Here is a 26,967-nt window from a genome sequence, read left to right as displayed (position 1 = left end):
GTCATTGCCGATGCAGCGCCGAGGGTCACACGCGTCCCATCGCTGAGATCAATGATCTTCGTTTCCCCAACCGCACTCGAATATTCAGCAACACTTACCGCAAGTTCAGGCGCGCGCTCAAGCCCCTTTTCGATGCTGAAATCAATGTACCAACCGAAACGCTTGGGATTGTCGATCAGCGTTTCAAATTCGGCCGGCGTTAACGAAAATGGCGCGCCAGGTGTCGGCACATCAAGCTGAAGCGGCTGGCTTATGGGCTGGTTCAAGGCCCGATTGAGGGCTTCACGCGCCTGCTGACTGCTGGCCTGTGCTGCCAACACAGACGAGCGGGCGGCCGCGAGGTTTGCCTGCCAACGAAATACATCGGCGTTGCTGGCGGAACCGATACGGACGCGGTCTACGGCTAAATCCAGATTGGCTTTACTCAAGCGTAGATTGTCCTGCTGTATGCGCAATTGGTTGTCGGCGCGCAACGCCTGGAGATAGGCCGTGGTGGCATCGAGTATCTGATCAAGGCGTTGTGCCGAGAATCGCGCGATGCGTCCTTGTTGCAAGAGCGATTGCTGTTGGTAGCCAGATAGCGCCGCGTCGGACCACACGATCTGATTGAGGGTAAGCGCACCGGACGATGAGCGCTCGGCGGATCCAGCGCCGCGAATCAGCGCCGAATCGCGCCGAGCGGTGCGACTGGCCCCAATGCTTAACTGTGGCAGTAGGTTGGCTTTTGCGCTTTTCACATCTTGAGCGCCTAAGGCCACATCGAGTTCCGACGCCGCCAGCCCCAAATTGTTCTCCAATGCGAGGCGTGCGACGCGCTCGAGTGTCAACACCGGCCCTACCGTTTCAATGTCATCCTCAATCACCTCCGCCTCGCTGAGAACATCGAAACGCGGCGATAGGCCAATTCGGCGGGCTGTCTTGAGATTGATAGTGAGTTGGCGTTTGCCTTCAAATGCGATGGGCTGATCCTGTGCGCGCTCACCGAGCATCACGGCTTGCATATTGAGCGCATTGCGTCGAGCGAGGCGGGTGAAATCAGTGAGTGTAGTGTAGGCGGCCAAGGCGCCCCGTCTAACCTCGGCTTCACTGACCAGGCTAAAGCTGGGTATGCCCGCGTCGGCAAGATCATTCAAAAACTGATCGAACAGCGGTGCGGGCAAGCGGGGTAATCCTCCGAGCATCACCGCGTCGGTGTCATCTGGCAGCAAATTAATCAGATCGTGACGAACGCCATCGTGCCCCACGACTGAAAATCGCACGTCCGGCGCTGCGCGCTGAATTGTGGCCGGGCCTTGTGGGAGACTGTTAATAATGACCTGGTCAGAAATCAACGCCACGCGATTGAAGGGGGCCACCCGCCGGAAAGCGGCGAAGTCTTGATCGATTGGAATCTGGTCGGCCAGGTAATTTAGATTTGCGGTGCCCGAGCGGCCATTGTCAGAGGGCGCACCGACGATGTCAGGGTTAAACACAAACGGCAAAAAGGTTGGTTTCGGAAAATTGGCCCGTGACACGACAATTTGATTGGCCGCAATACCGACAACCATCACCATGTCCACGGTCGGGTCCGCATAGGCCTGCTGCATGACCTGCTCGACGCTGGTCGCTGACCATTCCGCCACCAGTGGCTTGAATTCGACGTCGAACTCGCCCGCGGTGAGGCTCAGTAGTTCGTCGCGAAACGTCGCCTCAACATCCTGCAGTTGATAGAGCGGTCCGTCGGTGACAACGGCAACCGTGACGGGCGTTTGAGCGTGGCTAAACGTAGTAACAATAAACGCGGTGGCGAGGGAGGCGAGCAGGAAGACCGGTCGGGCGCGCGTAAACATGGTTTGAGGATAACGCCGTCGTTTGACCGGCGCAATTAGTATGTGATCTCGCTCGACTAAAGCGATTGATTGTTTCGGCCAGAGACGGGTGATGCCGATTGCGTTATCCTTTAGAACACAATTGTGTCGTCATCGCCTGCTGAACACGCCGGTAGGCGACTCGAATGGGCAGGAGGCAACAAAATGGACGTGACAGAGGCCGTTTCATCGCGCCACTCAGTTCGCGCCTTCACCGATGAACCGGTGTCGAAAGCGCAACTCACAGGCTTATTGGAAAAGGCGCGTTGGTCACCGTCGGGTGGCAATCTTCAGCCTTGGTGGGTGCACGTGGTCGGTGGCGATGCGCTGGACGAACTCAAACACCAGATCGAAGCACGTATGGTCAAATCTCCGATGGGGGAGGGCGGCGATTACAACATTTATCCACCCAAACTCAAAGAACCCTACCGTACCCGGCGATTTCGGTGCGGCGAAGACTTGTATGCCTCAATCGGGATTCGGCGCGAAGACAAGCTTGGGCGCATGGCACAGTTCGGTAACAACTTCCGTTTTTTCGGCGCCCCTGCGGCAATGTTCTTCACGCTGGACCGGTCGATGGAGGAAGGGCAATGGTCCGACATGGGCATGTTTATTCAAACCCTCATGCTCTTGGCCCGAGAAGAAGGATTGCACACCTGTGCTCAAGAGTCCTGGTCGGTATGGTCTAAAGCACTGGGAGAGTTTTTGCAGCTACCCCAAGAGCACATGGTGTTCTGTGGATTGGCTATTGGGTATAAAGATGAATCGGCCAGCATAAATGGCTGGCGCACGGAACGTGCTTCGCTCGATGAATTTGTAACGTGGAAAGGCTGGTAGGTTAACGCATACACCCCGTTCCAATCGCTTGAGTCGTTGAGTGATTCGGCTGTTCCGCACCATTTGGAGAGTATTTGTATGTCCACTACACCGTATACACCACCTGCCGTGTGGCAATGGGATCAGGCCAGCGGGGGCAAATTTGCGGCGATTAATCGTCCCATCGCCGGCGCCACGCACGATCGGGAATTGCCCGTTGGTGAGCATCCGCTACAGCTTTACTCCCTAGCCACACCCAATGGCGTCAAAGTGACGATGATGCTCGAGGAGTTACTGGAATTGGGCAAAGCCGCGGACTACGACGCCTACAAGATTGATATCCAAGAAGGCGATCAATTCGGGCATGGTTTCGTGGCGGTCAATCCGAACTCTAAGATTCCGGCACTCGTGGATCGCAGCACGCCAACACCCACACGCGTCTTCGAATCCGGCGCGATATTGCTCTATCTTGCAGAAAAATTTGATGCGCTATTGCCCACCGATCATGCGGCAAGAACGGAGTGTCTGTCCTGGCTATTCTGGCAGATGGGGAGTGCGCCCTATTTAGGCGGTGGATTTGGTCACTTTTACGCCTACGCGCCCGAGAAAATCGAGTACTGCATTAATCGATTTGCCATGGAAACCAAGCGTCAGCTCGACGTGCTCAACCGACACTTGGCAAACACGGCCTATATGGCCTCGGATGGGTATTCGATTGCCGATATCGCTATCTGGCCATGGTACGGTGCACTGGTATTGGGTCGGTTGTACGATGCCGCTGAATTTTTGGACGTGGCGAGCTACCAACACGTGACGCGGTGGGCCCGCGTGATCGATGAGCGACCCGCGGCGCAGCGAGGAAGGATGGTCAATCGTGCTTGGGGCGAATTGTCCGAGCAGCTGCACGAGCGGCACGACGCAAGCGATTTTGAACACCGAACGCAAGATAAACGCCAGGCTGAGTCTTGAGTTGTCCCGAGGCCTACACCCAATGACGTATCGCGTCGGTCGGCGCGCCTTTCTACGCCTGGCTGCCGCCGCGGCGATCAGCACGCGATCGGTCACGTTGGCCCAGTCGACCGAGCGGATATCGCCGGTACCCCTGGACTGGTCAGCTTTGCGCAATCAACAGCCCGTCGGCATGGGGACATGGCTAACGTTCGATGTCGAACCGACGTTGTACGACGCTCGGCAAGCGGTACTCGAGGCTTTTGTCGAACACGGTGGCGGCATGATCGACAGCTCGCCAATGTATGGTCGGGCTGAAAAGGTGATCGGGACGCTGTTGGCGCGTAGGCCAAGCCCGACGCGTTCGGTGCTGTCGGCCACGAAAATCTGGACGGTCGCTGCCTCCCGGGGATCGGAGCAGCTCGGCACGTCGCAAGCGCTCTGGGGTCAGTCGACCCTCGATCTGGTGTATGTGCACAATTTGCTGAAATGGCGCGATCACCTACCCATGCTGCGCGAAGCCAAAGAAGCGGGGGCAATTCGATCACTCGGGGTCACAACCTCGCATGGTCGACGACACGATGAGATGCTAAAAGTGCTTCGCAGCGAGTCGCTCGACTGTCTGCAAATGTCCTACAGTCTGGCGAATCGGGAAGCGGAGCGACGTCTGCTGCCCGCCGCACACGATCGCGGCGTGACGGTCGTGATAAACCGGCCGTTCCAAACCGGTGCTTTGATTCAACGGCTGGCCCCCTATCCTTTGCCAGAATGGCTAACAGAATTCGGTGCGTCATCATGGGCTCAGGTGTTACTGCAGTTCGTCTTGTCACATCCCGCGGTGACCAATGTCATTCCGGCCACGCGACGAACCGATCACATGCACGAAAACATGGCGGCCGGTCGCTTACCCGCGTTGAATGCGGCGACGCGCCAGCGCCTGATTCGCTACGTCGAATCGTTGTAGACTGAGGACCATGAAATTGCGAATACCGCCTCCGGTTTTGATGGTTGTCACGGGCGTGGTGATGTGGGTCGCCGCGCGCAGCCCGTTTGATCTGACGATCATGGTGCCGTTTGCTGTTCACCTGTCGCGCCTGTTCATGGTGCTGGGTGCCGCAGTGGCACTGATCGCCGCCTGGCAATTTACGCGTGCTAAGACCACGATCGACCCGTTCCATCCAGAGCGCAGTTCGCGCCTCGTCAGCCACGGCATTTTTGCTGTATCGCGCAATCCGATGTATTTGGGTATGGCGTTGGTTCTGGGCGGTCTTGTCGTGCGGCTCGGTAGCGTCATTGCGGGCGCGCTGCTGATCGTGTTTGTGCTGATCATCACTCAATTTCAGATTAAACCCGAAGAAAAGGCCTTAACGGCGCTTTTCGGCAACGCCTATCGGCGTTATTGCGAGCATGTGAGGCGCTGGATTTAGTCGCTAAGTCGTTAAATCCTCGCGGTGCTCAGCAGACTTCGACCTAACATGGCATACTGACGCGAGCCGCTTTGCGCGGCGATCCAGCCACCCTTAAACCGTCAACGCAGGAACCATCGCTATGACTTCGACACGACGCACACCACAGGAAATGTTGTTGCACTGGGAAGCCACTACCCCTGATGATTTATGGCTGCATCAACCTGTCAACCGGCAGTGGCGACGCTTCAGCTGGCGCGAGGTCGGTGATCAGGCGCGACGTATCGCGGCGGCGCTGCAAGCGATGGGCCTGGTGCCCGGCGATCGAGTGGGCATCTTTTCAAAGAACTGTGCGGAGTGGATCATCTCCGATCTGGCTATCATGCTCGGCGGTTTTGTGTCCGTACCCGTTTACAACTCAGCGAACGCCGATACGCTGGGCTATGTGCTTCGACACGCGCAGTGCAAGGCGGTCTTCATCGGTAAGCTTGATAAGGCGGAGGGGCTTGAAAAGGCAATCCCCGAGGGATGCACGAGCATCGCCTATCCCTACGACACACTACCAACCGATCTTCAATGGAACGATCTGTTGGCCAAACACGATCCGATCACGGATGTCGTGATTCCAGACATGGACGATGTCATGACGATCCTGTACACGTCTGGGAGTACCGGTAACCCTAAAGGGGCTGTGCACACGTTTTCGAGCTACGAATTTGTTGGCACCAATATCGGCGAAGTCTGGAACGGTGGGCCCAGTGAGAAGATCCTGTCGTATCTGCCGATGGCGCATTGTACAGACCGGGCCTACGTCGAATCCGCCAGCCTGTATCGCGGCACACAGGTGGCGTTCACTGAATCGCTGGAAACCTTTTTTGACGACTTGCGTGAGGTACGACCCACTATATTCGGTTCGGTGCCGAGACTCTGGAAGCGTTTTCAACTTGGTGTGTTTGAAAAGACGCCCCCTGAAAAACTCGAGCGGCTGATTCGTCTGCCCATCGTTGGCGGCATGGTGAAAAAGAAAATTGCAAAAGGCCTGGGTATGGACCGTTCCACTTGGAATGGCAGTGGCGCTGCACCGATTGCGCCGTCGCTCTTGGAGTGGTGGGAACGTATCGGCATTCCAGTGCGAGAAGGTTGGGGTATGACCGAGACGTTTGCTTATGGCACGCAGTCCTATCCGGGTATTCCGATTCGAATTGGTACGATTGGTAAAGCACTGCCTGGCGTTGAGCTCAAACTGACCGAAGAGGGGGAGCTATTAATAAAATCCCCCTCGCTCATGCGGGAATACTATAAGGAACCTGAAAAAACCGCCGAAGAATTTACGGCGGATGGCTTTTTCCGCACGGGTGACCGCGCTGAAATCGATGAAGACGGCTACGTCCGAATCACGGGTCGCGCCAAAGAGATCTTCAAAACAGCCAAAGGTAAGTACGTGGCACCCGTGCCGATTGAAAGCCTCATCGCGCAAAATGAAATGGTCGAACAGGTGTGCTTGGTCGGCTCTGGCTTGATTCAGCCCGTCGCGTTGGTGCAGCTTGCGCCCGAATTGGACTCGTCACGTGATGAAGTATCGGTGTCGTTGGAGTCCACCTTGAATCAGGTAAACACAACGCTTGAGTCACATGCCAAAGTGGGTCGCGTTGTCGTGGTTAAAGAGCCCTGGACGCCCGAGAACGGTATGCTGACGCCCACACAGAAAATCAAACGTCATGAGGTGGAGAAAAAGTTCTCACCGATCACGACCAATGAAAAGGAAACGGGCATCTTGTTTGAGTAATTCGGCGACGATCCACGGTTATGCCGCTGTGTGATATCGGAAGGATTCACCTGCTTCTCACGCACGTGGCGATTCACTCTACTCGGACACCTAAAGCGCACTCGATTTAACGACTCATTGGCGTCGATTCGCTCGACGCGACGGGGAACTGTACATGCAAAACCTAAACGCGGATTATTTAGTTATCGGTTGTGGGGCCGTCAGCATGGCCTTTGTTGATACGATGCTCGTCGAAACGGATGCGACGTTTGTCATTGTTGACGACCGCCACATGCCTGGTGGGCATTGGAATGATGCCTATTCATTTGTGCGGCTGCATCAGCCTTCTGCCTATTACGGTGTGTCATCGAAGTCGCTGGGATCACAGCGTATCGACACGATCGGCTCCAACAAAGGGTTTTACGAGATGGCCTCGGGTGCCGAGGTGCTGGCGTATTTTGAGCAGGTCATGAGAGAGACGTTTTTACCGTCTGGTCGGGTCACCTATTTACCGATGTGTCGCTATCAAGGCGATGGTGAAATTCGCTCTTTGGTGTCAAAGAATACGTATCACGTGTCGGTGGCCAAGAGTGTGGTAGACGGCACCTTTTATAAAACGTCGATCCCCGCTACGCACACGCCAAAATTTGACGTAGAAGAGGGCGTCCACTGCATCATTCCCAACGAGCTGCCTCGCCGGGCAGCTGGCGCCGCGCGATACACGGTGCTTGGCGGCGGAAAAACGGGTATGGATGCCCTCATTTGGTTGCTGGACAATCAGGTTGAGCCCGATCGCATTAGTTGGGTCTGTCCTCGGGATTCGTGGTTGATCAACCGCCGCACTACTCAACCCGGCGCGGAATTTTTCGCGGACTCCGTCGGCGGTTTTGCATCACAACTCGAGGCGATCAAGGACGCGTCGAGCACGGAGGAGATCTTTCTCGGATTTGAGGCCTGTGGAGCGATGCTAAGAGTAGACCGTGAGCGGCTGCCAACAATGTTCCATTACGCCACCATTTCACAAGGTGAAATCGATCAGCTCCGGCGAATCGATAACGTTATCCGGCAAGGACGTATCGCCACCATCGGACCGGATACGTTGACGACGGTGGGTGGCGAATCGATCAAGACCAGTGCCGACACGCTCTACATCGACTGCACAGCGACCGCAGTCGGTTTTGACACGACAGAATCCGTACCAGTGTTCCAGGACGGGCTCATCACGTTGCAGGCGCTACGAGCACCATTGGTGACTTTCAGTGCCGCGCTTGCCGCCTTTGTCGAAGCGCGGGTTGAGGGGCGCAAGGAAAAAAACAAACTCTGTGCACCGGTGATATTGGCCGATAATCCGGATCAGTACCTTGCCTCGTTTGCCGGCAACATGATGAACCAAAAGGAATGGAATTCGAATAAGGTGGTTCGCGACTGGACTAACCAGTGCCGTTTGAGTCCGCTGGGTGCCACCGTGCGAGATATGGATCCAGAAAACGCCGAACAGATGAGTATGGTTGCGCGAATTCGTGACAGTTCGATGCCCGCGGTCATGAATTTATTCAAGCTCATCGCGCAGAATCAAGCCGCCTGATGCCCTAAGATCGAGTGGGTCCCCGGGCGTTAGCCGTCACGGCGTGAGCGAAATAATCAAATATAATGTTTGTAAAACATAATGTTAAGATTCTTTATTAATTAAGATTATCACGCGGATACGGGTCATTTACTGGGGTCATAGTGCGTTCGCTCGCCGCTGACAAACCGCCGCCCTATCCACAACCGTTATCCTTGCTGAGAAGATCAGCCGTATGCTGAGCACCGCCTTGGTGTCGGGTTCACACGGTGAGGGTGGCCAGGCGTCGGCGTGGGGCAATGACGAACTATTCGGGAGGAGGCTAATGAGTCCGGAACAGCGCAGAGCCTACTGGCGCGCAAACCTTAAACTGGTCGCAATTTTGCTGTCTATCTGGTTTGTCGTTTCCTATCTGTTTGGCATCGTGCTCGTTGAGCCGCTCAACACCATCCGCCTCGGCGGCTACAAGTTGGGCTTCTGGTTTGCTCAGCAGGGATCGATCTATGTATTTGTGGTGCTGATTTTTGTCTATGCGTGGCAAATGAATCACCTCGATCGACAGTTTGACGTTCGCGAGGATTGAGGTCATGTCACTCAAGTCGCTCACGTTCTTGATCGTCGGCCTCACTTTTGCCCTGTACGTGGGCATCGCCGTTTGGGCTCGTGCCCGCAGCACGCGCGATTTCTATATCGCCGGGGGGGGTGTTCACCCAATTGCAAACGGCATGGCCACCGCCGCGGATTGGATGAGTGCGGCGTCCTTTATCTCGATGGCCGGACTGATCGCCGTGATGGGGTACGGGGGCGCGGTCTTTCTGATGGGCTGGACGGGCGGCTATGTGCTGCTGGCGCTGTTGCTTGCACCCTATTTACGAAAATTCGGTAAATTCACGGTTCCAGAGTTCATCGGCGACCGGTTTTATTCGCGTACGGCACGCATCGTCGCTGTTATCTGCCTGATTGTGGCTTCCGTAACCTACGTGATCGGGCAAATGAAAGGCGTCGGCGTCGCGTTCTCGCGTTTTCTCGAGGTGGATTACACCGTCGGTCTGCTCATCGGAATGGCCATCGTATTTTTCTACGCGGTTCTGGGTGGCATGAAGGGCATTACTTACACGCAAATTGCCCAATACTGCGTGTTGATTTTCGCCTACACAATCCCAGCGATTTTTATTTCCCTTAGCCTGACCGGAATGCCAATACCTCAGCTTGGTCTCGGCGCGACACTGACGGGCAGCGATACGTACTTGCTCGATAAATTGGATCTGATTGTGACGGATCTGGGGTTCAAGGAATACTCCACGTCTGTGCGACTGTCGCAGATCAATATGTTTGCTTACACGCTGTCTTTAATGATCGGCACGGCTGGACTTCCGCACGTGATCATTCGTTTTTTCACCGTGCCCAAAGTGCGTGATGCCCGTTCGTCCGCGGGCTGGGCGTTGTTCTTTATTGCAATTTTGTACACAACGGCGCCAGGGGTTGCGGCAATGGCACGCCTAAATCTGGTTGAAACCGTGCAACCAGCCCAGGGGGAAAATCTGTTGTACGCCGAGCGACCGGACTGGTTCAAAAACTGGGAGAAAACCGGTTTGCTCCAGTTCGAAGATAAGAACAACGACGGCCGGATTCAATATGTGGCAGACGACACGCACAATGAGCTGATCAAAGTGGATCCCGACATCATGGTGCTCGCCAACCCGGAGATTGCCAAATTGCCGAACTGGGTCATCGCGCTGGTTGCGGCGGGCGGTCTGGCGGCGGCACTGTCGACTGCCGCAGGTTTATTATTGGCGATTGCCTCCGCCATTTCGCACGACCTTTTGAAAGGCGTCATCAAACCCAGTATCTCCGAGCGAGGTGAGCTGGTGGCCAGTCGAGTGGCGATGGCGGCCGCCGTGCTGTTCGCGGGTTATCTAGGCATCAATCCGCCCGATTTTGCCGCGGGCACGGTGGCACTCGCGTTTGGCTTGGCCGCTTCGTCGCTCTTTCCTGCGCTTATGATGGGCATTTTTGACAAACGCATGAACCGAGAAGGCGCGATTGCGGGCATGGTCGCGGGGTTGTCCGTGACGTTGCTTTACGTGTTTCAACACAAAGGTATTATGTTTGTCCAAAGCACGGCGTTCCTCGGAGATCTATCGCCCAATTGGTTTTTGGGTATCGAACCCAACGCGTTTGGTGCGGTAGGTGCCGTCGTCAATTTTGCGGTCGCTTACACGGTGCGACGCTTTACCGCGTCTCCGCCTCTGCACATACAGGCGTTGGTGGAGGACATTCGAGTGCCCGGCAAAGTGGCAACGCCAGCGTTGTAATGGTCCTGACAGGAGAAATCTGATGCCGTCGTATCGCCAATATGCTCGGACAGCGTGTCTTCTCGTCGGGCTCATGTTGACCAATTGGGCGATCGCCGATACGCCTTCTCATGCCGCCGTCGAGCGCGTTGATACACTCGGCGCCGACCTTCATGCGGTCAGGCTGGGGCGCGTTATTATCGCCGGCCAGCCGTCTGCAGCCAACTTGGACGCGGCCAAACTACTGGGCGTTACAACGGTGATTAATGCGCGCGCACCGCGCGAAATGCGCTGGGACGAGCAGGCCTACGTTGAGTCGATGGGTATTGACTATTATTCGATTCCCATCAGCCGAGCATCCGACACGCTCGACGCGGAGGCGCTGAATGCCATCACTCAGCGTATCGAGCAAGGGGACTCAGTATTACTTCATTGTGCGTCGGGCAACCGAGTGTCCGCGTGGGTTGCCGTCTATTTGGTGGAGCAGCACGATTTGACGGTCGAGGATGCGCTTGTTATCGCGCGTAAGACCGGACTGACGTCCGCTGGCCTCGAACGGCGCGTTCGTCGCTATCTGACCGACTGAGCGCTCGTGAAACCGATGCGACCGTTTTTCGTTCGGTGCAGTGTCAACAAAACCCAAGTCGAAAGGGGTACGTCTAACCCAGCGATTGGGGTCGCTGGCATATTGCAAAGTCGACGCCTACCCGCGGCGATGAGTGCTTGCGCAGGGTCGAACTAACAGCAGGTCCCGCGCTCTATAAGACCAACAACGATGATTCAGTGTGTAGCGAGAGTGACTAACTCCCAGAACGTAATCCGGCCATGCCGCCCACTATTGATTTTGCTCTCATTAGTGGCGTGTGCACGTTTTGCGGCCGCGGATGTGTCGGTCACCATAACCGGCGTGACCGGTGAGCCGCGTTCTAACGTTGAACGTTTTTTAAGTATCCGCCAGGCGCAGTCGAATGACGATGTGCCGACGCCCTTTACGATCAGGCGACTTCATGAGATGGCGCCAGAAGAAATTCGACAGGCGCTGATGCCATTTGGTTACTACTCACCAGAAATTGACAGCGAACTTGCGCAAGTCGACAGGGAATGGCGCGCGACGTACTCGATTGACGTCGGTGCGGCAACGCGCATTAGCGAGTTGGATATTCGTCTACCTAACATAGTGGGCGAGCTGCCCGATGTGCGGCAGCGCCTCCAGGATTCCGTCATTCAGCAAGGCGCGGTGTTGAACCACGCTGCGTATTCTCGTCTCAAATTGGGCATTCAGCAATCGGCGATCAGCCTAGGCTATCTCGATGCCAGTTGGACAGAGTCGCAAATACGCGTGGATCCAGCACGCCGTGAAGCGTTGATTACGCTGCACCTCGACGTAGGGGCACGTTTTTATTTTGGCCGAATCGATCTCCAACAAGACGCATTGGATCAATCCTTTGCCGAGCGTTTCATATTGATCAAAGAGGGCGAGCCATTTTCGACCGATCAACTGGTTGCGCTGCAGTTTGCGTTAAGCGACAGCGGATATTTCCAGAATGTCACCATAGACGCTTCTCGTGAGGACGCCATCGACCATCGAATACCGATTGTCGTGCAGGCGGATACTCGACTTTCACAGCGTTACTCGGCGCGTGCCGGCGTAGGAACCGATACCGGTCCGAGGTTTCGATTAGGTACCGAATTTCGGCGCCTGAGCGGGCGTGGCACAACCTTTCGTTCGGATCTACAAGTATCGACAATTAAAACCACTGCAACGGCTCAATACAGTATCCCGATTAAGAATGTTGCGATTGATCGACAGACGTTTTCTGGACGATTCGATCGCGCTGAGATCGGCGACACCGACTCGGATCTGTATTCGCTCGGCGCGCGGCGATACGACCGTTGGAAAGGACTCGGCCGTCAACTCTATCTCGAATTCGAAAACGAGCAGTTTGCGTTGGGTGATGCAGAGGACGCACGCTCAGAACTTTTGATTGTCGGTGCCAGTTTGGCCTGGAAAAAAGTGGATGACGCCTTATTTACACGGCGCGGATTGAGCGCACGACTCGATGTTCATGGTGCTCACAAAAGCGTGCTATCCGACACCTCGTTTGTACAAGCGTCATTGGCGACACGATTCATTCTGCCGCTCGGTGATCGCACACGTCTTCTGCTTCGCGGCGACATTGGCATGACCGAGGTGGATGATTTGACGCGTCTGCCCCCCAGCCAACGATTCTTCTCTGGCGGTGATCGGACTGTGCGCGGCTATGGTTTCGAATCACTGTCACCGTTGGATGCCGAAGGTGCCAGTGTCGGCGGTCGCTATTTGTTGGGGGCGAGTGTCGAAGCCGATTATTTTTTTAATGATAAATACGGCATTGCGGCGTTTTTTGACCATGGTGGTGCGGTGAATTCGCTGGGCGATGCGCTGCGCAGTGGCGTTGGCCTTGGTTTTCGGTATCGAACACCGATCGGCGTTCTTCGAATTGATGGCGCGCACGCCCTCAACGATTTGGGTGATGCCTTTCGCCTCCATGTCAGTCTGGGTCCAGACTTATGACCAAACGAGTGACTGTCCGGATAGTCGTGGGTGCGTTGGTTGCGCTTTTTGTGACCACGCTCGCCGGTGGCCTGTGGGCGCTGCGGTCGGAGTCAGGCGCGCGATATATTCTGCGAACGGCACTAGAACGAGCCGATCAGTCCATTTCGATCGAACGCATAGCGGGTACATTGGCTTCTGAGCTTGTCCTCGAAAACGTGCGCTGGCGAGGCGAAGCGGCCAGTGTAAGCACCGACCGTATTACCGTGAACAGCGATGTGTCAAAATGGTATCGAATGACCTGGCGGATTCTATCTATTGATATTGAATCGGTCCTTGTGGAGACCGTCGACAACGCCGAACGGGCGCCATCAAAAAGCGAATCAGTCGCGATACCGAACGCGATTTCTCTGCCGGTAGACCTGTACATCGACAGCGCTCGCGTCAATGGGCTCGATCTGCAGCAGGCGCATCACCCAATAACAACGCTATTCCATCGTATTTCGCTAACCGGTCGCTGGGTTGATCAGACGCTGTCCGTTGACAAAGTGGCGCTTGAGAGCGATGAGGTGCAGATTCACGCATCGGGTTCGGTCGATACGGTGTTGCCGTTTCCACTGATCGCTGAGGTGACGTCGCGCGTCGCATTAAACGAGCAGGCCGTACTGTCGTCGTCGACCCATTTGGAGGGTAATCTGACGGTGTTGTCGCTAAACCATACGACGGCGAAACCGTATGCGTTGTCGGTTCGCGGTACGTTAGAGGACCTGCTGGTAACGCCCAGTGTGAACCTAAACGTGATAATTGACAGCGAGGATATTGGCGTTATCGATCCACGTTTACCCGGCATGCCATTGAACACGGACCTTTCCATCTCCGGACCCTTGACGAACCTGGATATCGTCGGTGATGCCAGTACCGTTCATGATCCGGCCGGTGCCGTCACGATGAAGCTCGATACGACGCTGGCGTCGTCGGCGTGGGCGTTCGAGCGCGTGTCGATCACGTTCCCTGACCTCGTTCAAGCGCCACAAATCTATCTGGGTGGTCGTGTCGATCTGATGCCTCGCCCACACGTGGATCTTCAGCTGAGTTGGCCGCACATACAGTGGCCACTAAACGATGAAGCACGCGTTTCAAGCGTTGATGGTCGACTCGATGTCCGCGGCGACGTGACGCGTATGCAGTATCAACTGGCCAGCACCGTCGCCTCGAAGAGCGAAGCCAACGGCGCCCTCGAAATGAGCGGTGAAATGGGTGCCGAACAGGTAACACTGAACGCCGTTGTCACGCGTTTACTTGGGGGCAGCCTGTCTGCCACCGGTGCGTTTCGTCCTACCGACGGCGAGTTTTCTATTGACGTAGACGGGGACGCGTTGCGACTATCGACGCTTGATCAAGCGTGGCCCAGCGTGCTGAACGTGTCCGGTACGAGTCGAGGGGTTGCGACATCTCGTTCGATCAACATGATGGTTCAAGCACGCGGGGACGGGACATGGCGCGGTTACGATATCACCTTTGACCTAGACGCCGACGCCACACCGGAGCAGTTGAATCTGCGCGAACTCGTGTTGCGTTCGGGCGAAACGCGAATTACGGCAAATGGCAAGATTGAGGACGCTGTTAATCTAAACTGGCGCATTAACAGCCCAGACCTTCATGCCCTATGGCCGGATCTAGCCGGATCGATTGAAGGGGAGGGGGTATTCACCGGCCGACGTGACGAACCCGTCGCGGTGGTAAAAGCACGCGGCACGAATTTACGTTTCCACGAGATGCACGCGGACCGCGCCGACTTGGACGCCACGTTGACGGCCAGCGACCGACGCAGCACCGGCCAGTTGGTGGTGGAGGGCCTCACGCTGAGTCATTACGCATCGCAATCCATTGAGCTTGAACTCGATGGTACGCCATCGATGCATCGGATGACTCTGTCCATCGACGACACACTTGGGCGGTCGACGATCGCGTTGGACGGTCGCCATCGCCCGGATGCTGATTATCGATTCACGCTCGAACAGCTATTCATTGACGCCAACGATTTCGGTCAGTGGCGGCTTGCCGCACCGGTAGACGGCGTCTTAGGCGGAAACGTGTCCTTGAGTCGCGCGTGCTTGGAGCGCAGTCAATCGTCACTGTGCACAGACCTGCGTTCAACTCAAACTGGCTTCGTTACGGATCTACGGGTGCGCGCGTTTCCAATCGATCTCCTCGCCCACTTTTTACCCTCCGAGCTCAAGGCGCGAGGCAACCTGGAAGGTGGAGGCGAAATTGTCGTCGATCAACGCGGACGATCATTCGGTGAATTCGTGTTTGAACTCGATGACGTCGAAGTGCTTTCCCGTCGAGCGGAGCAGTCGGGGTCGGTGCTTCGCTTTGGCCCGTCTACGCTCAACGTTCAGGCGAGCCAGGACGGTACCCTTGCGTTAAGCGCTGATCTGCCGCTTCGGTCCGGTGGTGGCATGGCGTTGAGTGCCAGTGTCGGCGCGGGTACCCGCGTACTATTGGAGCGAGCGTTGTCAGGTAATCTGAATCTCAATCTGCCGAAGACCGATTTCTTAGCCGACTATGTGGGCGAGCTTGATTCGATTGACGGCGCCCTGTCGGGCCGTTTGTCCGTCACCGGCTCCTTGAGGCAGCCCCAGCTGGTGGGCACTGTGCGTTTTGAAGACGGAGCCATTGGCTTGGCGGGGCCGGGCATCGAGTTCACGGATGTCGCGCTCACACTGCAGGGCAAGCCCGATGGCATTGCTACGCTTGAGGCAAACGGCTCTTCGGGCGGAGGAACGGTGCGACTGGCGGGCGAGTTCGATGTCAGTTCCCCCCAACCTCGAGGTCGATTCGACTTGAAAGGCCAGAATGTGCAAGTTGTCAATACGCGGGAAGCCCAATTATGGGTCTCTCCAGACCTGACCTTGGTGCTCGAAGAAGGCGCGCTCGACCTACGTGGGCTGCTCATCGTACCTAAAGCACGAATCGACCTTAAAGGGCTGCCAAAAGGCACGCAGCAGGTCTCGACGGACCAAGTCATCGTCGGTCAAGACGTTGAGAAGACGGAAACCACGCGGCAACTCAGCGCTGAGCTGGATGTGGTGCTCGGAGACGATGTTTACCTTGAGGCTCTCGGTCTGAGCGCGAAGTTAGCGGGTCGGGTGGCCATCCTTGAGGAGCCCGATCGACGAACGACGGCTAACGGTGAAGTCGACCTAACGCAGGGTAAGTATGAGGCGTACGGGCAGACGCTCGATATTACGACTGGGCGCCTGGTGTACGCTGGCGGTCCAATCGATCAACCCAGTATTGATTTACGAGCCAGTCGCAGGCCGACTGCCGATATTGAAGTGGGTGTGCTCGCGCGAGGCCGGCTTACCCAGCCTCAGTTCAGTGTGTTTTCTACGCCGGCAATGAGCGAATCGGATCAGCTGGCTTATCTGCTTTTTGGGCGTCCACTCAATGCGGACGCCGCGTCTGAAAACACATTGGTTACCCGATTGGCACTCAGTTTGGGCATGAAAGGCGGTGATGCACTGTCACAAAAGCTGGCCGACGAACTGGGCGTTGACCAGCTGGGGTTGGAATCGGACGGCGACGGAGATCTCACACAAGCGTCGCTGGTCATCGGTAAATATTTATCGCCCAAGTTGTTTGTGAGCTACGGCATCGGTCTACTGGAGCCCGTATCGACATTAAAGCTCGAGTACGCTCTGAGTAGCCGATGGCAATTGATCACAGAGTCGTCATCAACTCGAAGTGGTGCGGACGCGCAGTACATTTTCGAGCGCTGATTCGGTCATTGTGCCAGGCTGCATTGGCGCGAGTCGCCGCTTGGCAAGATACCGTAAAGCGACTCGTGTCGCGGCGCCTGTGCAACGCGCGCATCGTGCGTTAAGTCGGAGATAAGATCGCCGGCTAGACGACCACTATGGCCACAGCAGTGGCGATTGCAGCCGCAAAGCCGGCCGCCGTTAACGCCATGGGAAGCTGGGTATTGACGTGGTCCATCAAGTCGCTACCGCACGCTAGAGATGACAATATCGTGGTGTCCGATATGGGTGAACACTGATCACCGAATACCGCACCGCCCATAATCGCGCCGAAGTTGAGAAGAAAGTAGGTAGGGTCCGTCGACAGCGTGTAGGCCAGCGGTAGCGCGATTGGAAACACCACTGCGTACGTTCCCCACGATGAACCAATCGAAAACGCAACTGTCATGCAAACCAGCATGAGTAGAGCGGGTAGGAGCCATGCTGCTTTACCAATCTGAGACGCCGTTGCGTCGATAACAAACTGCGACGCACCGAGGGCCTCAGACACCGTGCCGAGTGTCACCGCCAGACCCAGCACAATGGCGCCGATGGTGACACCTTTGATGCCATTTACCAATCCATCGAACGCATCGCCGATACTCATTCCGCGGCTTACCGACACTATAACCGCGGTGACCAGGGCCAGCCCAAATGCCTCGAATACCATCGGCGAGCCACTGATCAGCCACGGTACGATGGAGACGCCAAGCAACACCGCGATGGGCGCGATAAAATCGATCAGGGCGGGTGTGTAATTCGGTGCGAGCGAGGAGGTGGACAATTCGCTGGCAAGCATCGGTTGCGCGTCCGGTCGATCAAGCTGTCCGGTATCGCGTGCGCGTATCATCGCGCGCCGCATGGCTTTGCCGGTAAAGGGTAGCTTGTCAAATGCAAACAGCAACGTAAACAAGACGGCAATCCATCCGTAAAAATTGAACGGTATGGCTTTGAGGAACCACGAAATGGCCGATTCGCTATCGGTGATGATAGGCGCAAGGCTGTCGAGCGTAATCAAACCGCCCACATAAATGGGCCAAACATTGAATGGAATAATGGTGGCAACCGGAGATGCGGTTGAATCCACTACGTAAGCAAGTTCTTCATGTGCCACGTTTTCACGATCGGCGACTGGCTTTACTGAAGTTCCGGTCAGCACGGTACTGATGGTGCCGCCTTGGTGGAACAACACGCCCATTAGCCAAGTGAAGAACAGCGCGGAATGCCGTGACTTGACGAAATGGCGCGAAATTAGGTCGCCAAAATACTGCGCACCACCATTGCGATTCCACATACCGAGCAGACCGCCCAGCGCCCACAAGTACACCAACAGTATCTGCGCATACTTTTCCGTGCCTAGGCTCGGCACTAAGAAGGCGTCGATAACATTGTATTGGCCAGTGATTGCCGAGCCGAACAACACGCCGGCAAACAGAGCGAGTATGACATTGCGTGTCGCAAAGCAGATGGCAAGTGTTGCGGCGGCTGGCAAAACCGAGAGCATACCGAAATGGCCCTGAGCGGCGATGCCTTCCGCATCGAGCGACCGCGCGGCGATGGCAACGATCAGCAAGGCGATTGGTAGCAACAACCATTGAAAGCGCTTAAGGACTGGCGACATGGATTGTTTCCTCAGTTATTGATGGCAACATAGGCGGCGTATCAACCCCGTTATGGCGAGCTAGTCGGTTCGACAAAGGCGTCGACCCGTTCGAGCAGATACGGCAGAAACGGGTTATAGCGAAGTCGCATGAGCTGCTCGATCGGCACGACGAGAATACCGCGTTCGCCGCGCGGTTGCAGCGATCCAAGCGTGAAGGGTCCAGGTGAATCTGGCCCGGGCGTGTCGCCATAGATTGGGTCGTTCGGTGCGAACGGTAAAGCGACATGCGACAGCGAAAACACGTCAGCCGGCCAGCGCTGTGTTAATGCTTGTGTGCGCTCACATTGGTTCAATCGGCACCACGTTGTGGCCTGCACAGACAGACTGTTCGCGTTTTCGTTAGACACAATCGTCAGATCGAACGGTCGGCCCGGGTCGTCTCTGGCACTCATTACAGCATCGAGATAGTCCGAGCGAAGAAAGCCCAGCGCTTGATTGGTGCGATTCACACCGAACACGACTAGGGCTTGTTTGTTTGAATCGGTGTGTGCATAAAACTGGTCAACCACCGCGGACACGCTAACCGTCGTGTCGACGGCCGACATAAACGTTAACGTCGGCGGAAATCGATCAAACTCTTGGCGAGCCACTAATTTGTCGAGACGTTGTTGGTTGCGGACCGTCAATCGATAGGTTTGACGTCCCGCCTGCTTAGGAAAGGAATTGTATTTATAAGGGTCAAACTCGGGGTGAATCGATGTCCATGCGAATTTTTCAAAACCGGGAATCAGACTAGTCAAAATGTCGGCTCTGGCGAGCATCGCCCATCGGGTAATCGCGATCGCGGGGGACAACAGGATCAATCCATCGGGCACATCAAGCAGTGGGTCATCCAATGCATCAAGCGTATAGTCGACGCTCAGCGCGCCACCCGTTGAGTATCCGGCGAGATACAATGGACTGTTCTCGCCGATCACATCACGCGCATGAGCGACCGCGCTGCGCACGACTGCGCGCCAGTCCTCAACCTGAACGCGCTGTAGTTCACTCGGCAGCGTACCGTGTCCAGGCAGTCGCACGGCAACGATCGTCCAGCCAGATTGATGCAGCCGTTCTGCAAGGGCACGCATGCTATAGGGCGAGTCCGAGGCGCCATGGACGAGCACCACCGCCCCGCGCGGATGTGCATGCGCCAGAATAAATGACCAGTTCCAGTTCTTGGTATGGGTCTGGGGATTGAGCTTGCTCGACGACACATAGCGCCCCGCATGCCGCACAGAGGCGTCGTTTTCTAGGTGCTGCACAAACTGAGCCGGCTCCGCATCCAATCGCGTCTCGAGTTGTTGATAATCGGTAAACGAAATACCGTGTTGATGATCGCGGACACGAAACTCGCTGTTGAGCGTATCGGTATGCCATGGCGCCGTATCGGGCAGAGAACGAGCGTGAAAGGCACGGATCACGCACAACGTGATGAACGCGGCGACAGTCGCGATCAACGCGCTCTTTGCCCAACGATGCACGCGCTGTGAGACTAACGTTCTGTCCGCATAGTGACCCATGCATCCAGTGTAAGAGATGTGACGGTCTGACGCCACGTAAGCCGACACGAGCAACGGGCGTCGATCTTATTCTGACCAGAATCTGCGCTTGCGTAGCGGTTTTCAATCCACAAAACCGACGATCACTCCCCGTCCGATCTGGTTTTCAGTCGTTCTGCGTGATGATAAAGTCGGTCTACGAATCCATTCACAGCGTGTCGGTTCTATACGGCGTGTACCCGAGTAGGAGTAAGCCATGAATTTCGGCAGCGACAATCAGTCTGGAGCATCCGACGCGGTTTTACGCGCGCTGAGTGAGGCGTTTACCGGCACGGCCGATGCCTACGGTCACGATCACTTTTCTCAGGCCGCTGAGCAGGCCTTGAAACGCGTCTTTGATACGGAGCTCAGCGTGTTTTTTGTGGTGAGCGGCACAGCGGCGAATTCGCTCGCGCTATCGAGTATGGTGCAGCCTTGGGATGGCATCGTGTGCCATCATCAGGCACACATACTACTCGACGAGTCCAGCGGACCGGCGCTGTTTAGTGGCGGCGCATCGCTGCTGCCCGTGCCCTCAAGAGCGCTCAAAATAAGCCCGGACGCGTTGCGTACCATGCTGCAACGGTTTCCAAATGAACCGCCGCACAACATTCGACCACGCGCACTGTCGATCTCACAAGCGAATGAAAGTGGACAGGTGTACACGGTCGACGAAGTGGTCGCGCTGGGACAATGCGCGAAAGAGGCCGGGCTACGATTCCATATGGACGGTGCACGATTTGCCAACGCGGTGGCGGCTTTGGGCTGCGCACCGGCGGATCTGACCTGGCGAGCGGGCGTCGATGTGCTGTGTCTGGGTGCAACGAAGAATGGTGCGGTGGCGTGTGAGGCGGTCGTGTGTTTTGATCAGGCGCTTGCCACCGATTTTCACTTTCGCATGAAGCGCTCGGGACATCTGGTGTCAAAGAGCCGCCTGTTTGGGGCACAGATGGTCGCATGGCTCGAGAATGACCATTGGCTCGAACTGGCACGCACGGCCAACGACCGAGCCCGATATCTGCGCGCGTCGATCGCCGGTGGGCAGGGTGTGCGCTTGGCTTTCGACAGTGAATCCAACGAGACCTTTATCCTCCTCGATAAATCGCTGTTCGAACGACTATCTCGCGACGTGTCATTGTTTGACTGGTATCCCGACGCACTGCCGGATGACAACGCCTTGCAGGCGAACGAGATGATTGCGCGCTTAGTCACCTCGTTTAACTCAACCGAAGCGGAAATCGATCGTTTGATCGCATTGATCAATCGTCTCAGCTCAACGTAGATCGCGATTAGGACACGTCAAACCGCTATGACCATTTACGACGACTCGATCAAACTCACTCTCGGCGACCAGGGCGTGACCATTCGTCTTGGGGACGATCGCTCGCGACGATTTTCGTGGTTATGGCTCCGCGATCACAGCACGGATGCGGGCAGTGTCGATCCGACAACACGACAGCGTCAGGTGGACACGTTTTCGCTACCGGACTCGCTGCGCGCGGTGTCGGCACAAGTCAATGCCCGCGATCGGTGCGTGGACTTGGTTTGGAGCGATGGCGTCTCGACAAGTGTACAGGTTGAGTTGCTGGCCACTATGATGAACGCACATCCACCGTCTCACCAGACTATCTCATCATCCACACGTCGACTCTGGGACTGTGAGCGACCGCTCAAGACGCTGCCAAGCGTTACTTTCAATGCGGTTATGGGCAGCGCAGAGGGGGTGCTGTCGCTGCTGGACAACATTGCACTATACGGTTTTACGCTTGTCGATCGTGTGCCGTCCACAGACGCTGACACCGAATCCCTCGCCGAGCGGATCGCGCCACCCCAAGAAACTCTTTTTGGTCGTTATTGGCATCTCTCGGCCGAAATGACCGATCATGGCGACTCGGCCTATACCACCACGTTTTTAGAACCACACAGTGACGCGACGTACTATGACGATGCGCCCGCACTGCAATTATTCAATTGTCTCGCCTTCGATGGGGACGGCGGCGAGAGCATCCAAGTGGACGCCTTTGCCATCGCCGACCAGATTCGCGCAACCGACCCCGCTGCCTATGCGACGCTGTGTCGTATCAATGTTCCCGGTCACTATCTGGAACCAGGCGTACATATGCGGGCCGAACGCCCGGTGTTTCGCCTTGATGCGCACCGGCAGCTGCGACAGGTAAGCTTCAACAACTATGATCGCGCACCGATGTGGCTCGAGGCGGAAGAAGAGCGGTCGTTTTATCATGCCTACCGACTTTTCCATCGACTTGCGATGGACCAACGCAATTGGATCAAGATTGGTTTGCGTCCTGGAATGGCGCTCATCTTCGACAATTGGCGAAACCTGCATGGCCGTATGAACTACGTGGGGAAACGCGAGCTCTATGGCTGCTATCACGGTCGTTCGGCCATAGAGAGTCGTCACCGCGTGCTGCGCGCCGAGTGTTCACGCCACAGCGATTCTGTCGAATAGACATGCGCTGTATCGAGGTACGTCAATCCGGAAACGCTGATGAGCTTGTCGCGGCAACACGGCCTATGCCCCAGCCGGCTGCCGATGAGATACGCATTCGAGTGGTGGCCGCTGGCGTCAATCGTCCCGATGTGCTTCAACGAAAAGGGCTGTATGCGCCACCTGCCGGCGCGTCAGACGTACTGGGTCTTGAAGTAGCGGGTTACGTCGATGCCTGTGGTCGCGATGTCACCGTATGGCGAGAAGGGCAGCCTGTCTGTGCGTTGACCAATGGGGGTGGCTATGCGGACTATGTGGTGGTGCCGTCGACGCAGTGTTTGCCCATCCCACAGGGTGTGACGCTGATTGAAGCCGCTTCGTTGCCCGAGACGTTTTTTACCGTATGGAGCAATGTCATTGATCGCGCTCGACTGCGCGCCGATGAACACTTTTTGGTGCACGGTGGTACCAGTGGAATTGGCATAACAGCCATTCAAATGGCGCGCGTTATCGGCGCGAGGGTATGGGCAACCGCCGGCAGCGATCGCAAGTGTCAGGCCTGTTTGGCCTTGGGCGCTCACACCGCGATCAACTACCGCGAGTCAGATTTTGTTGAGCAGGTGCGCCGTGGCACCGAATCCCGTGGTGTTGACGTGATACTGGATATGGTGGGCGGTGACTATATTAATCGAAATATTCGAATCGCCTCCCCAGATGGGCGTCTGGTTAGCATCGCTTTTCTACGGGGCAGCAAGGTTTCGCTTGATCTCATGCCGATGATGCTCAAACGCCTGACGCTCACCGGTTCAACACTGCGGCCTCGGTCGAGTGCGGAGAAGGCGCGCATTGCCGACGCGCTGCGGCGCGACTTTTGGCCTCATCTGGCCAAAGGCAGCATACGCCCGGTGGTCGACTCCGTATTCGCGCTTGAACAGGTAGCCCAGGCGCATCGGCGTATGGAGTCGGGTGAGCATATCGGCAAGATTGTGCTCAGCGTCAATGATGCCAGCAACTAGCGCGCGACGCTCGTCGAACTAACGCTGTTAGATTACGTGCCGCAAAATGTTCGCGTGACGCGTTGTTCGGGTCGGGGCGGTTGCTCAAGATCGCGATACGCTTCCTGCGACGCAAACGGCGTTGCAAGCGCATCATTCAATCGATCGAAAAGCGTAAAATCACCGGCCGTGGCCGCCGCCAGGGCGTTCTCCACTTGGTGATTGCGGGCGATGATGACCGGGTTAGCCTCACGCATAGCCTTTGCGGCATCGGTATCTCGCAGATCTTCCCAACGCGCACGCCATTCGAGAAGGGGTTTACCGCGTCCATACGTGTCGAGTTGTGCGGCGTCTCCATGGGCCGCGCGCGTCAGCGCGGTGAAAAACTGCGTAAAGTCGATAGCCTGTTCCGTGAGCAGCGTTAACGTATGGCTGACCATGTCGCCGAATGCAGGGTGCTGCGGGTCAAGGCCGAGTTTGCGGGCTAAACCTGAATTGAAGTGCCACTCAAAGGTTGGACCAAACTGCGCCAGTACGTCACGGGTTGAATCCGTCGATGACGATTTATCCGTTTGTTCTGACACAATGGGTTCGATTGCGTGTGCAAATCGAGTCAAGTTCCACAACGCGATGCTCGGCTGTTGGCCCCAGGCGTAGCGACCAAATCGATCGATGGAACTAAACACTTTTTGCGGATGAAACTCATCCATAAACGCGCACGGCCCGTAGTCGATTGTCTCGCCACCCAGGGCCATGTTGTCGGTGTTCATCACACCGTGAATAAAGCCGACCAGCATCCATTGGGCAATGAGCTTCGCTTGACGTTGGCTCACCGCTTCCAGCAGGGCCAGCGCCGGCTGTTCCACTGTTGCAACCGAGGCATATTGATCACTAATTAAGAATTCCGTCAAGGCGCGCAGTTCGCTGAGGGACAGGGAATCACGAGCGTATTCGAATGTACCGACACGCAAATGGCTGCGCGCCAGGCGCACACTGATGGCCCCTGGCTCCGGCGCGTCACGCAGCACATGCTCGCCGGTATTAATCACGGCCAGCGAGCGTGTCGTTGGAATGTTGAGGCCCGCCATCGCTTCGCCGATCAGGTGTTCGCGTAGCATCGCGCTCAGCGTTGCGCGTCCGTCACCGCCGCGAGAGAATCGCGTCCGACCCGACCCTTTGAGTTGAACGTCAAGCGTGTCTCCCGCGTCTGTGGTCAGTTGGCCCAGCATGTGCGCTCGGCCATCGCCTAGCAGAGGTACCCATTGCCCAAATTGATGGCCGCCGTAGGCCATCGCAAGTGATGGCACCGCGGCGTCGACATTGCCGCTCAGTTCCTTCAATGCATGGTCGCCACTCAACCAATCTAGTGACAGACCATACTCTGCAGCAACACGTGCATTGAGTCGCATACTTGGATCCCGCACGGGGGCGGGTCGAATACGTTCGTAAAACGCATCGGGCAAAGTTAAGTAGCGCTGTGTGGTGATGGGGGAGGAGGACGTCATAACTATCCGTTCGAACGTATGGTCGGGCGAAGCCAATTAAAACAGTGTAACGCATATCACGATAGGCCAACGAACGACGTTTGTGTGGTAGGCATCGTGAGGACGATCACCCCATATCGTCTGAATACGAAATCGATTACACTGACGAGCAACAATTCGACAAATTTCCCAGAACCGGGACGCTACATCGCTTCCCTCGCGCAGGAGAATAGCATGTCATTACCCTCACACCATCTGCAAATGTTCTCCACCGTATCGGACGACGGTACGTTGCGCCTATCACTGGCCAAAGCGCCGCTTCCTGTCCCCAAACCCGATCAGGTACTGGTGCGAGTCGAGGCGTCGCCCATTAATCCCTCCGATTTGGGTGTCATGTTTGGCTGGTCCGATATCGCCCGAGCGACTTCACATGGTGAAGGCGAGAGTGTCGTTATGGAGGCCCCGGTTCCTGAGCCTGGTTTGCGTGTGATGAAAGCCCGTCTAGGTCAGTCCTTACCGGTCGGCAATGAGGGCGCGGGCACGGTGGTCGCGGCCGGTGCCGATTCTGCGGCGCAGGCGCTGCTGGGCAAAGTGGTTGCGGTGATGGGCGGTGGCATGTACAGCCAGTATCGATGCTTGGCTGCCAGTCACTGTATGCCGCTTTTACCTGAACATACGCCCCGCGATGGTGCCTCGAGTTTTGTCAACCCGCTCACCGCGCTGTCCTTTTTGGAGACAATGCGACTTGAAGGGCATACGGCGCTCGTTCACACGGCCGCCGCGTCTAATCTTGGACTGATGCTGAATCGCATATGTCAGGCCGATGGCGTAGCGCTGGTCAATATTGTGCGCCGAGACGAACAAGAGAAACTGTTGCGCGATATGGGCGCCCAGTACGTGTGCAACAGCAGCCACCCGGACTTTTTGTCCTCGCTAATCGACGCGGTACACGAAACCGACGCGACGCTTGCTTTCGACGCAACCGGTGGTGGACGACTCGCGTCGGACATCTTGACCGCGATGGAGCAGGCGGCGGCACGAACGCCGGGAGCCTACAGTATTTATGGGTCAACCCATCACAAGCAGGTCTATCTTTACGGTGGACTCGACACGTCTCAGACAGTATTGAGTCGCGGTTACGGCATGGCGTGGGGTGTCGGCGGTTGGTTATTGCCCAATTTCCTTGCCAAAGTTGGGATGGACGTTGGCAATCGTCTGCGTGAGCGAGTGGTGAAGGAGCTTCGTACGACCTTCGCCAGCCATTACACGGACGAAATCAGTCTCATCGAGGCGCTCGATGCCGATATCGTGCGGCGCTACAACGCAAAGACCACCGGCGAGAAGTTTCTGATTTGCCCACAGCACCACGCCTAATCAACAACGGATGGATCTGGGTAATCGGCGTAAGCGCAGCGTGGGCGGTTAAAGAACCGAAGCAATGGCATTAGCCAGATAGTCGACATTGCCCTGCGTAATACCCGCCACATTAATTCGACTCGAATCAGCCATGTAAATGCCGAAGTCTTTTTTCAGCGCCGCCACCCGCGTTTTGTCGATACCCAAATAGCAAAACATGCCTTTCGACTGTACGAGGTGATCGAACGAGTGGTCGGGTGCGGCGTTCTTCAGCGCGTCACACAACAGCGTTCGCATGGATGACAGACGATCCCGCATGGCGTTGCGCTCGTCGTGCCAGCGCTGAGTCAACGCCTCATCATCAAGAATCCGGGCAACCACCGCCGCACCATGGTCCGGCGGCATGGAATAGAGCGTGCGAGCGGCCATGCTCACTTGACTAGCGATGGTGTCACGCGTCTGACTGTTGACGGCCAGCACGCTCAGCGCACCAACGCGCTCTCGATACAGACCGAAATTTTTCG

At 56.4% G+C, this 26,967-nt stretch carries 20 protein-coding genes; 15 read left to right on the top strand and 5 right to left on the bottom strand.

The annotated features are described in order from the left end of the window. Positions 1-1,829 (bottom strand): TolC family protein (locus AAF465_15335; protein ID MEM7084100.1); only part of this gene is annotated, 1,829 nt, incomplete at its 3' end. A gap of 183 nt (positions 1,830-2,012) precedes the next feature. Here AAF465_15335 and AAF465_15330 point away from each other — a divergent pair. From AAF465_15330 to AAF465_15280, 11 genes are all read left to right on the top strand, one after another. Beyond that, on the top strand, positions 2,013-2,684 hold the full coding sequence (locus tag AAF465_15330) for a nitroreductase (protein MEM7084099.1): 672 nt from the start codon (positions 2,013-2,015) through the stop codon (positions 2,682-2,684). Positions 2,685-2,762: 78 nt separating this feature from the next. Beyond that, positions 2,763-3,632: a glutathione-dependent disulfide-bond oxidoreductase gene (gene yghU, locus AAF465_15325; GenBank protein ID MEM7084098.1), complete on the top strand. Its 870-nt coding sequence runs from the start codon at positions 2,763-2,765 to the stop codon at positions 3,630-3,632. Positions 3,633-3,654: 22 nt separating this feature from the next. Beyond that, complete coding sequence (locus AAF465_15320; protein MEM7084097.1) at positions 3,655-4,575, top strand: aldo/keto reductase; 921 nt, start codon at positions 3,655-3,657, stop codon at positions 4,573-4,575. Positions 4,576-4,585: 10 nt separating this feature from the next. After that, positions 4,586-5,038 (top strand): isoprenylcysteine carboxylmethyltransferase family protein, encoded by a 453-nt coding sequence (locus AAF465_15315; protein ID MEM7084096.1) that lies wholly within the window; start codon positions 4,586-4,588, stop codon positions 5,036-5,038. Between the two features lie 121 nt (positions 5,039-5,159). Further along, a complete protein-coding gene (locus AAF465_15310) occupies positions 5,160-6,803 on the top strand; it encodes an AMP-binding protein (GenBank protein ID MEM7084095.1) in 1,644 nt (547 codons plus the stop codon). Between the two features lie 154 nt (positions 6,804-6,957). Next, positions 6,958-8,367 (top strand): NAD(P)/FAD-dependent oxidoreductase, encoded by a 1,410-nt coding sequence (locus AAF465_15305; GenBank protein MEM7084094.1) that lies wholly within the window; start codon positions 6,958-6,960, stop codon positions 8,365-8,367. A 304-nt stretch (positions 8,368-8,671) separates the two neighbouring features. Then, on the top strand, positions 8,672-8,929 hold the full coding sequence (locus AAF465_15300; GenBank protein MEM7084093.1) for a DUF4212 domain-containing protein: 258 nt from the start codon (positions 8,672-8,674) through the stop codon (positions 8,927-8,929). Between the two features lie 4 nt (positions 8,930-8,933). Next, entirely contained in the window at positions 8,934-10,661 is a 1,728-nt protein-coding gene (locus tag AAF465_15295) for a sodium:solute symporter family protein (GenBank protein ID MEM7084092.1), read from the top strand. 22 nt (positions 10,662-10,683) lie between these two features. Beyond that, positions 10,684-11,226, top strand: coding sequence for a sulfur transferase domain-containing protein (locus AAF465_15290; protein ID MEM7084091.1), 543 nt, complete (start codon positions 10,684-10,686; stop codon positions 11,224-11,226). A gap of 300 nt (positions 11,227-11,526) precedes the next feature. After that, positions 11,527-13,194, top strand: a complete 1,668-nt coding sequence (locus tag AAF465_15285; GenBank protein MEM7084090.1) for an outer membrane protein assembly factor — start codon at positions 11,527-11,529, stop codon at positions 13,192-13,194. Continuing rightward, on the top strand, positions 13,191-16,958 hold the full coding sequence (locus AAF465_15280; GenBank protein ID MEM7084089.1) for a translocation/assembly module TamB domain-containing protein: 3,768 nt from the start codon (positions 13,191-13,193) through the stop codon (positions 16,956-16,958). Before AAF465_15285 ends, AAF465_15280 begins: the two co-directional genes overlap by 4 nt. 124 nt (positions 16,959-17,082) lie before the next feature. Here AAF465_15280 and AAF465_15275 read toward each other — a convergent pair whose 3' ends face one another. Beyond that, positions 17,083-18,597 (bottom strand): Na+/H+ antiporter NhaC family protein, encoded by a 1,515-nt coding sequence (locus AAF465_15275; GenBank protein MEM7084088.1) that lies wholly within the window; start codon positions 18,595-18,597, stop codon positions 17,083-17,085. A 50-nt stretch (positions 18,598-18,647) separates the two neighbouring features. After that, entirely contained in the window at positions 18,648-20,078 is a 1,431-nt protein-coding gene (locus AAF465_15270; protein MEM7084087.1) for an alpha/beta fold hydrolase, read from the bottom strand. 298 nt (positions 20,079-20,376) lie between these two features. Between AAF465_15270 and AAF465_15265 the strand changes: the two genes are divergently transcribed. The 3 genes from AAF465_15265 to AAF465_15255 are packed head-to-tail and all read left to right on the top strand — an operon-like array spanning position 20,377 to position 23,624. Next, entirely contained in the window at positions 20,377-21,441 is a 1,065-nt protein-coding gene (locus tag AAF465_15265; GenBank protein ID MEM7084086.1) for a beta-eliminating lyase-related protein, read from the top strand. A gap of 27 nt (positions 21,442-21,468) precedes the next feature. Beyond that, a complete protein-coding gene (locus AAF465_15260; protein ID MEM7084085.1) occupies positions 21,469-22,629 on the top strand; it encodes a TauD/TfdA family dioxygenase in 1,161 nt (386 codons plus the stop codon). A gap of 2 nt (positions 22,630-22,631) precedes the next feature. Next, positions 22,632-23,624, top strand: coding sequence for an NAD(P)H-quinone oxidoreductase (locus tag AAF465_15255; protein ID MEM7084084.1), 993 nt, complete (start codon positions 22,632-22,634; stop codon positions 23,622-23,624). Between the two features lie 32 nt (positions 23,625-23,656). On the opposite strand, the gene AAF465_15250 is transcribed toward AAF465_15255, so the two are convergent. Beyond that, entirely contained in the window at positions 23,657-25,108 is a 1,452-nt protein-coding gene (locus AAF465_15250) for a YdiU family protein (GenBank protein ID MEM7084083.1), read from the bottom strand. Positions 25,109-25,321: 213 nt separating this feature from the next. Here AAF465_15250 and AAF465_15245 point away from each other — a divergent pair, with 213 nt between their 5' ends. Next, positions 25,322-26,461, top strand: coding sequence for a zinc-binding dehydrogenase (locus AAF465_15245; protein MEM7084082.1), 1,140 nt, complete (start codon positions 25,322-25,324; stop codon positions 26,459-26,461). Between the two features lie 48 nt (positions 26,462-26,509). Here AAF465_15245 and AAF465_15240 read toward each other — a convergent pair. Beyond that, a partial coding sequence (locus tag AAF465_15240) for an aminotransferase class I/II-fold pyridoxal phosphate-dependent enzyme (GenBank protein MEM7084081.1) occupies positions 26,510-26,967 on the bottom strand: 458 nt, incomplete at its 5' end.

It is taken from the genome of Pseudomonadota bacterium, assembly GCA_039028935.1.
Taxonomy (GTDB): Bacteria; Pseudomonadota; Gammaproteobacteria; order Steroidobacterales; family SZUA-146; genus SZUA-146.
This window is presented reverse-complemented; position numbering and strand designations above follow the sequence as displayed.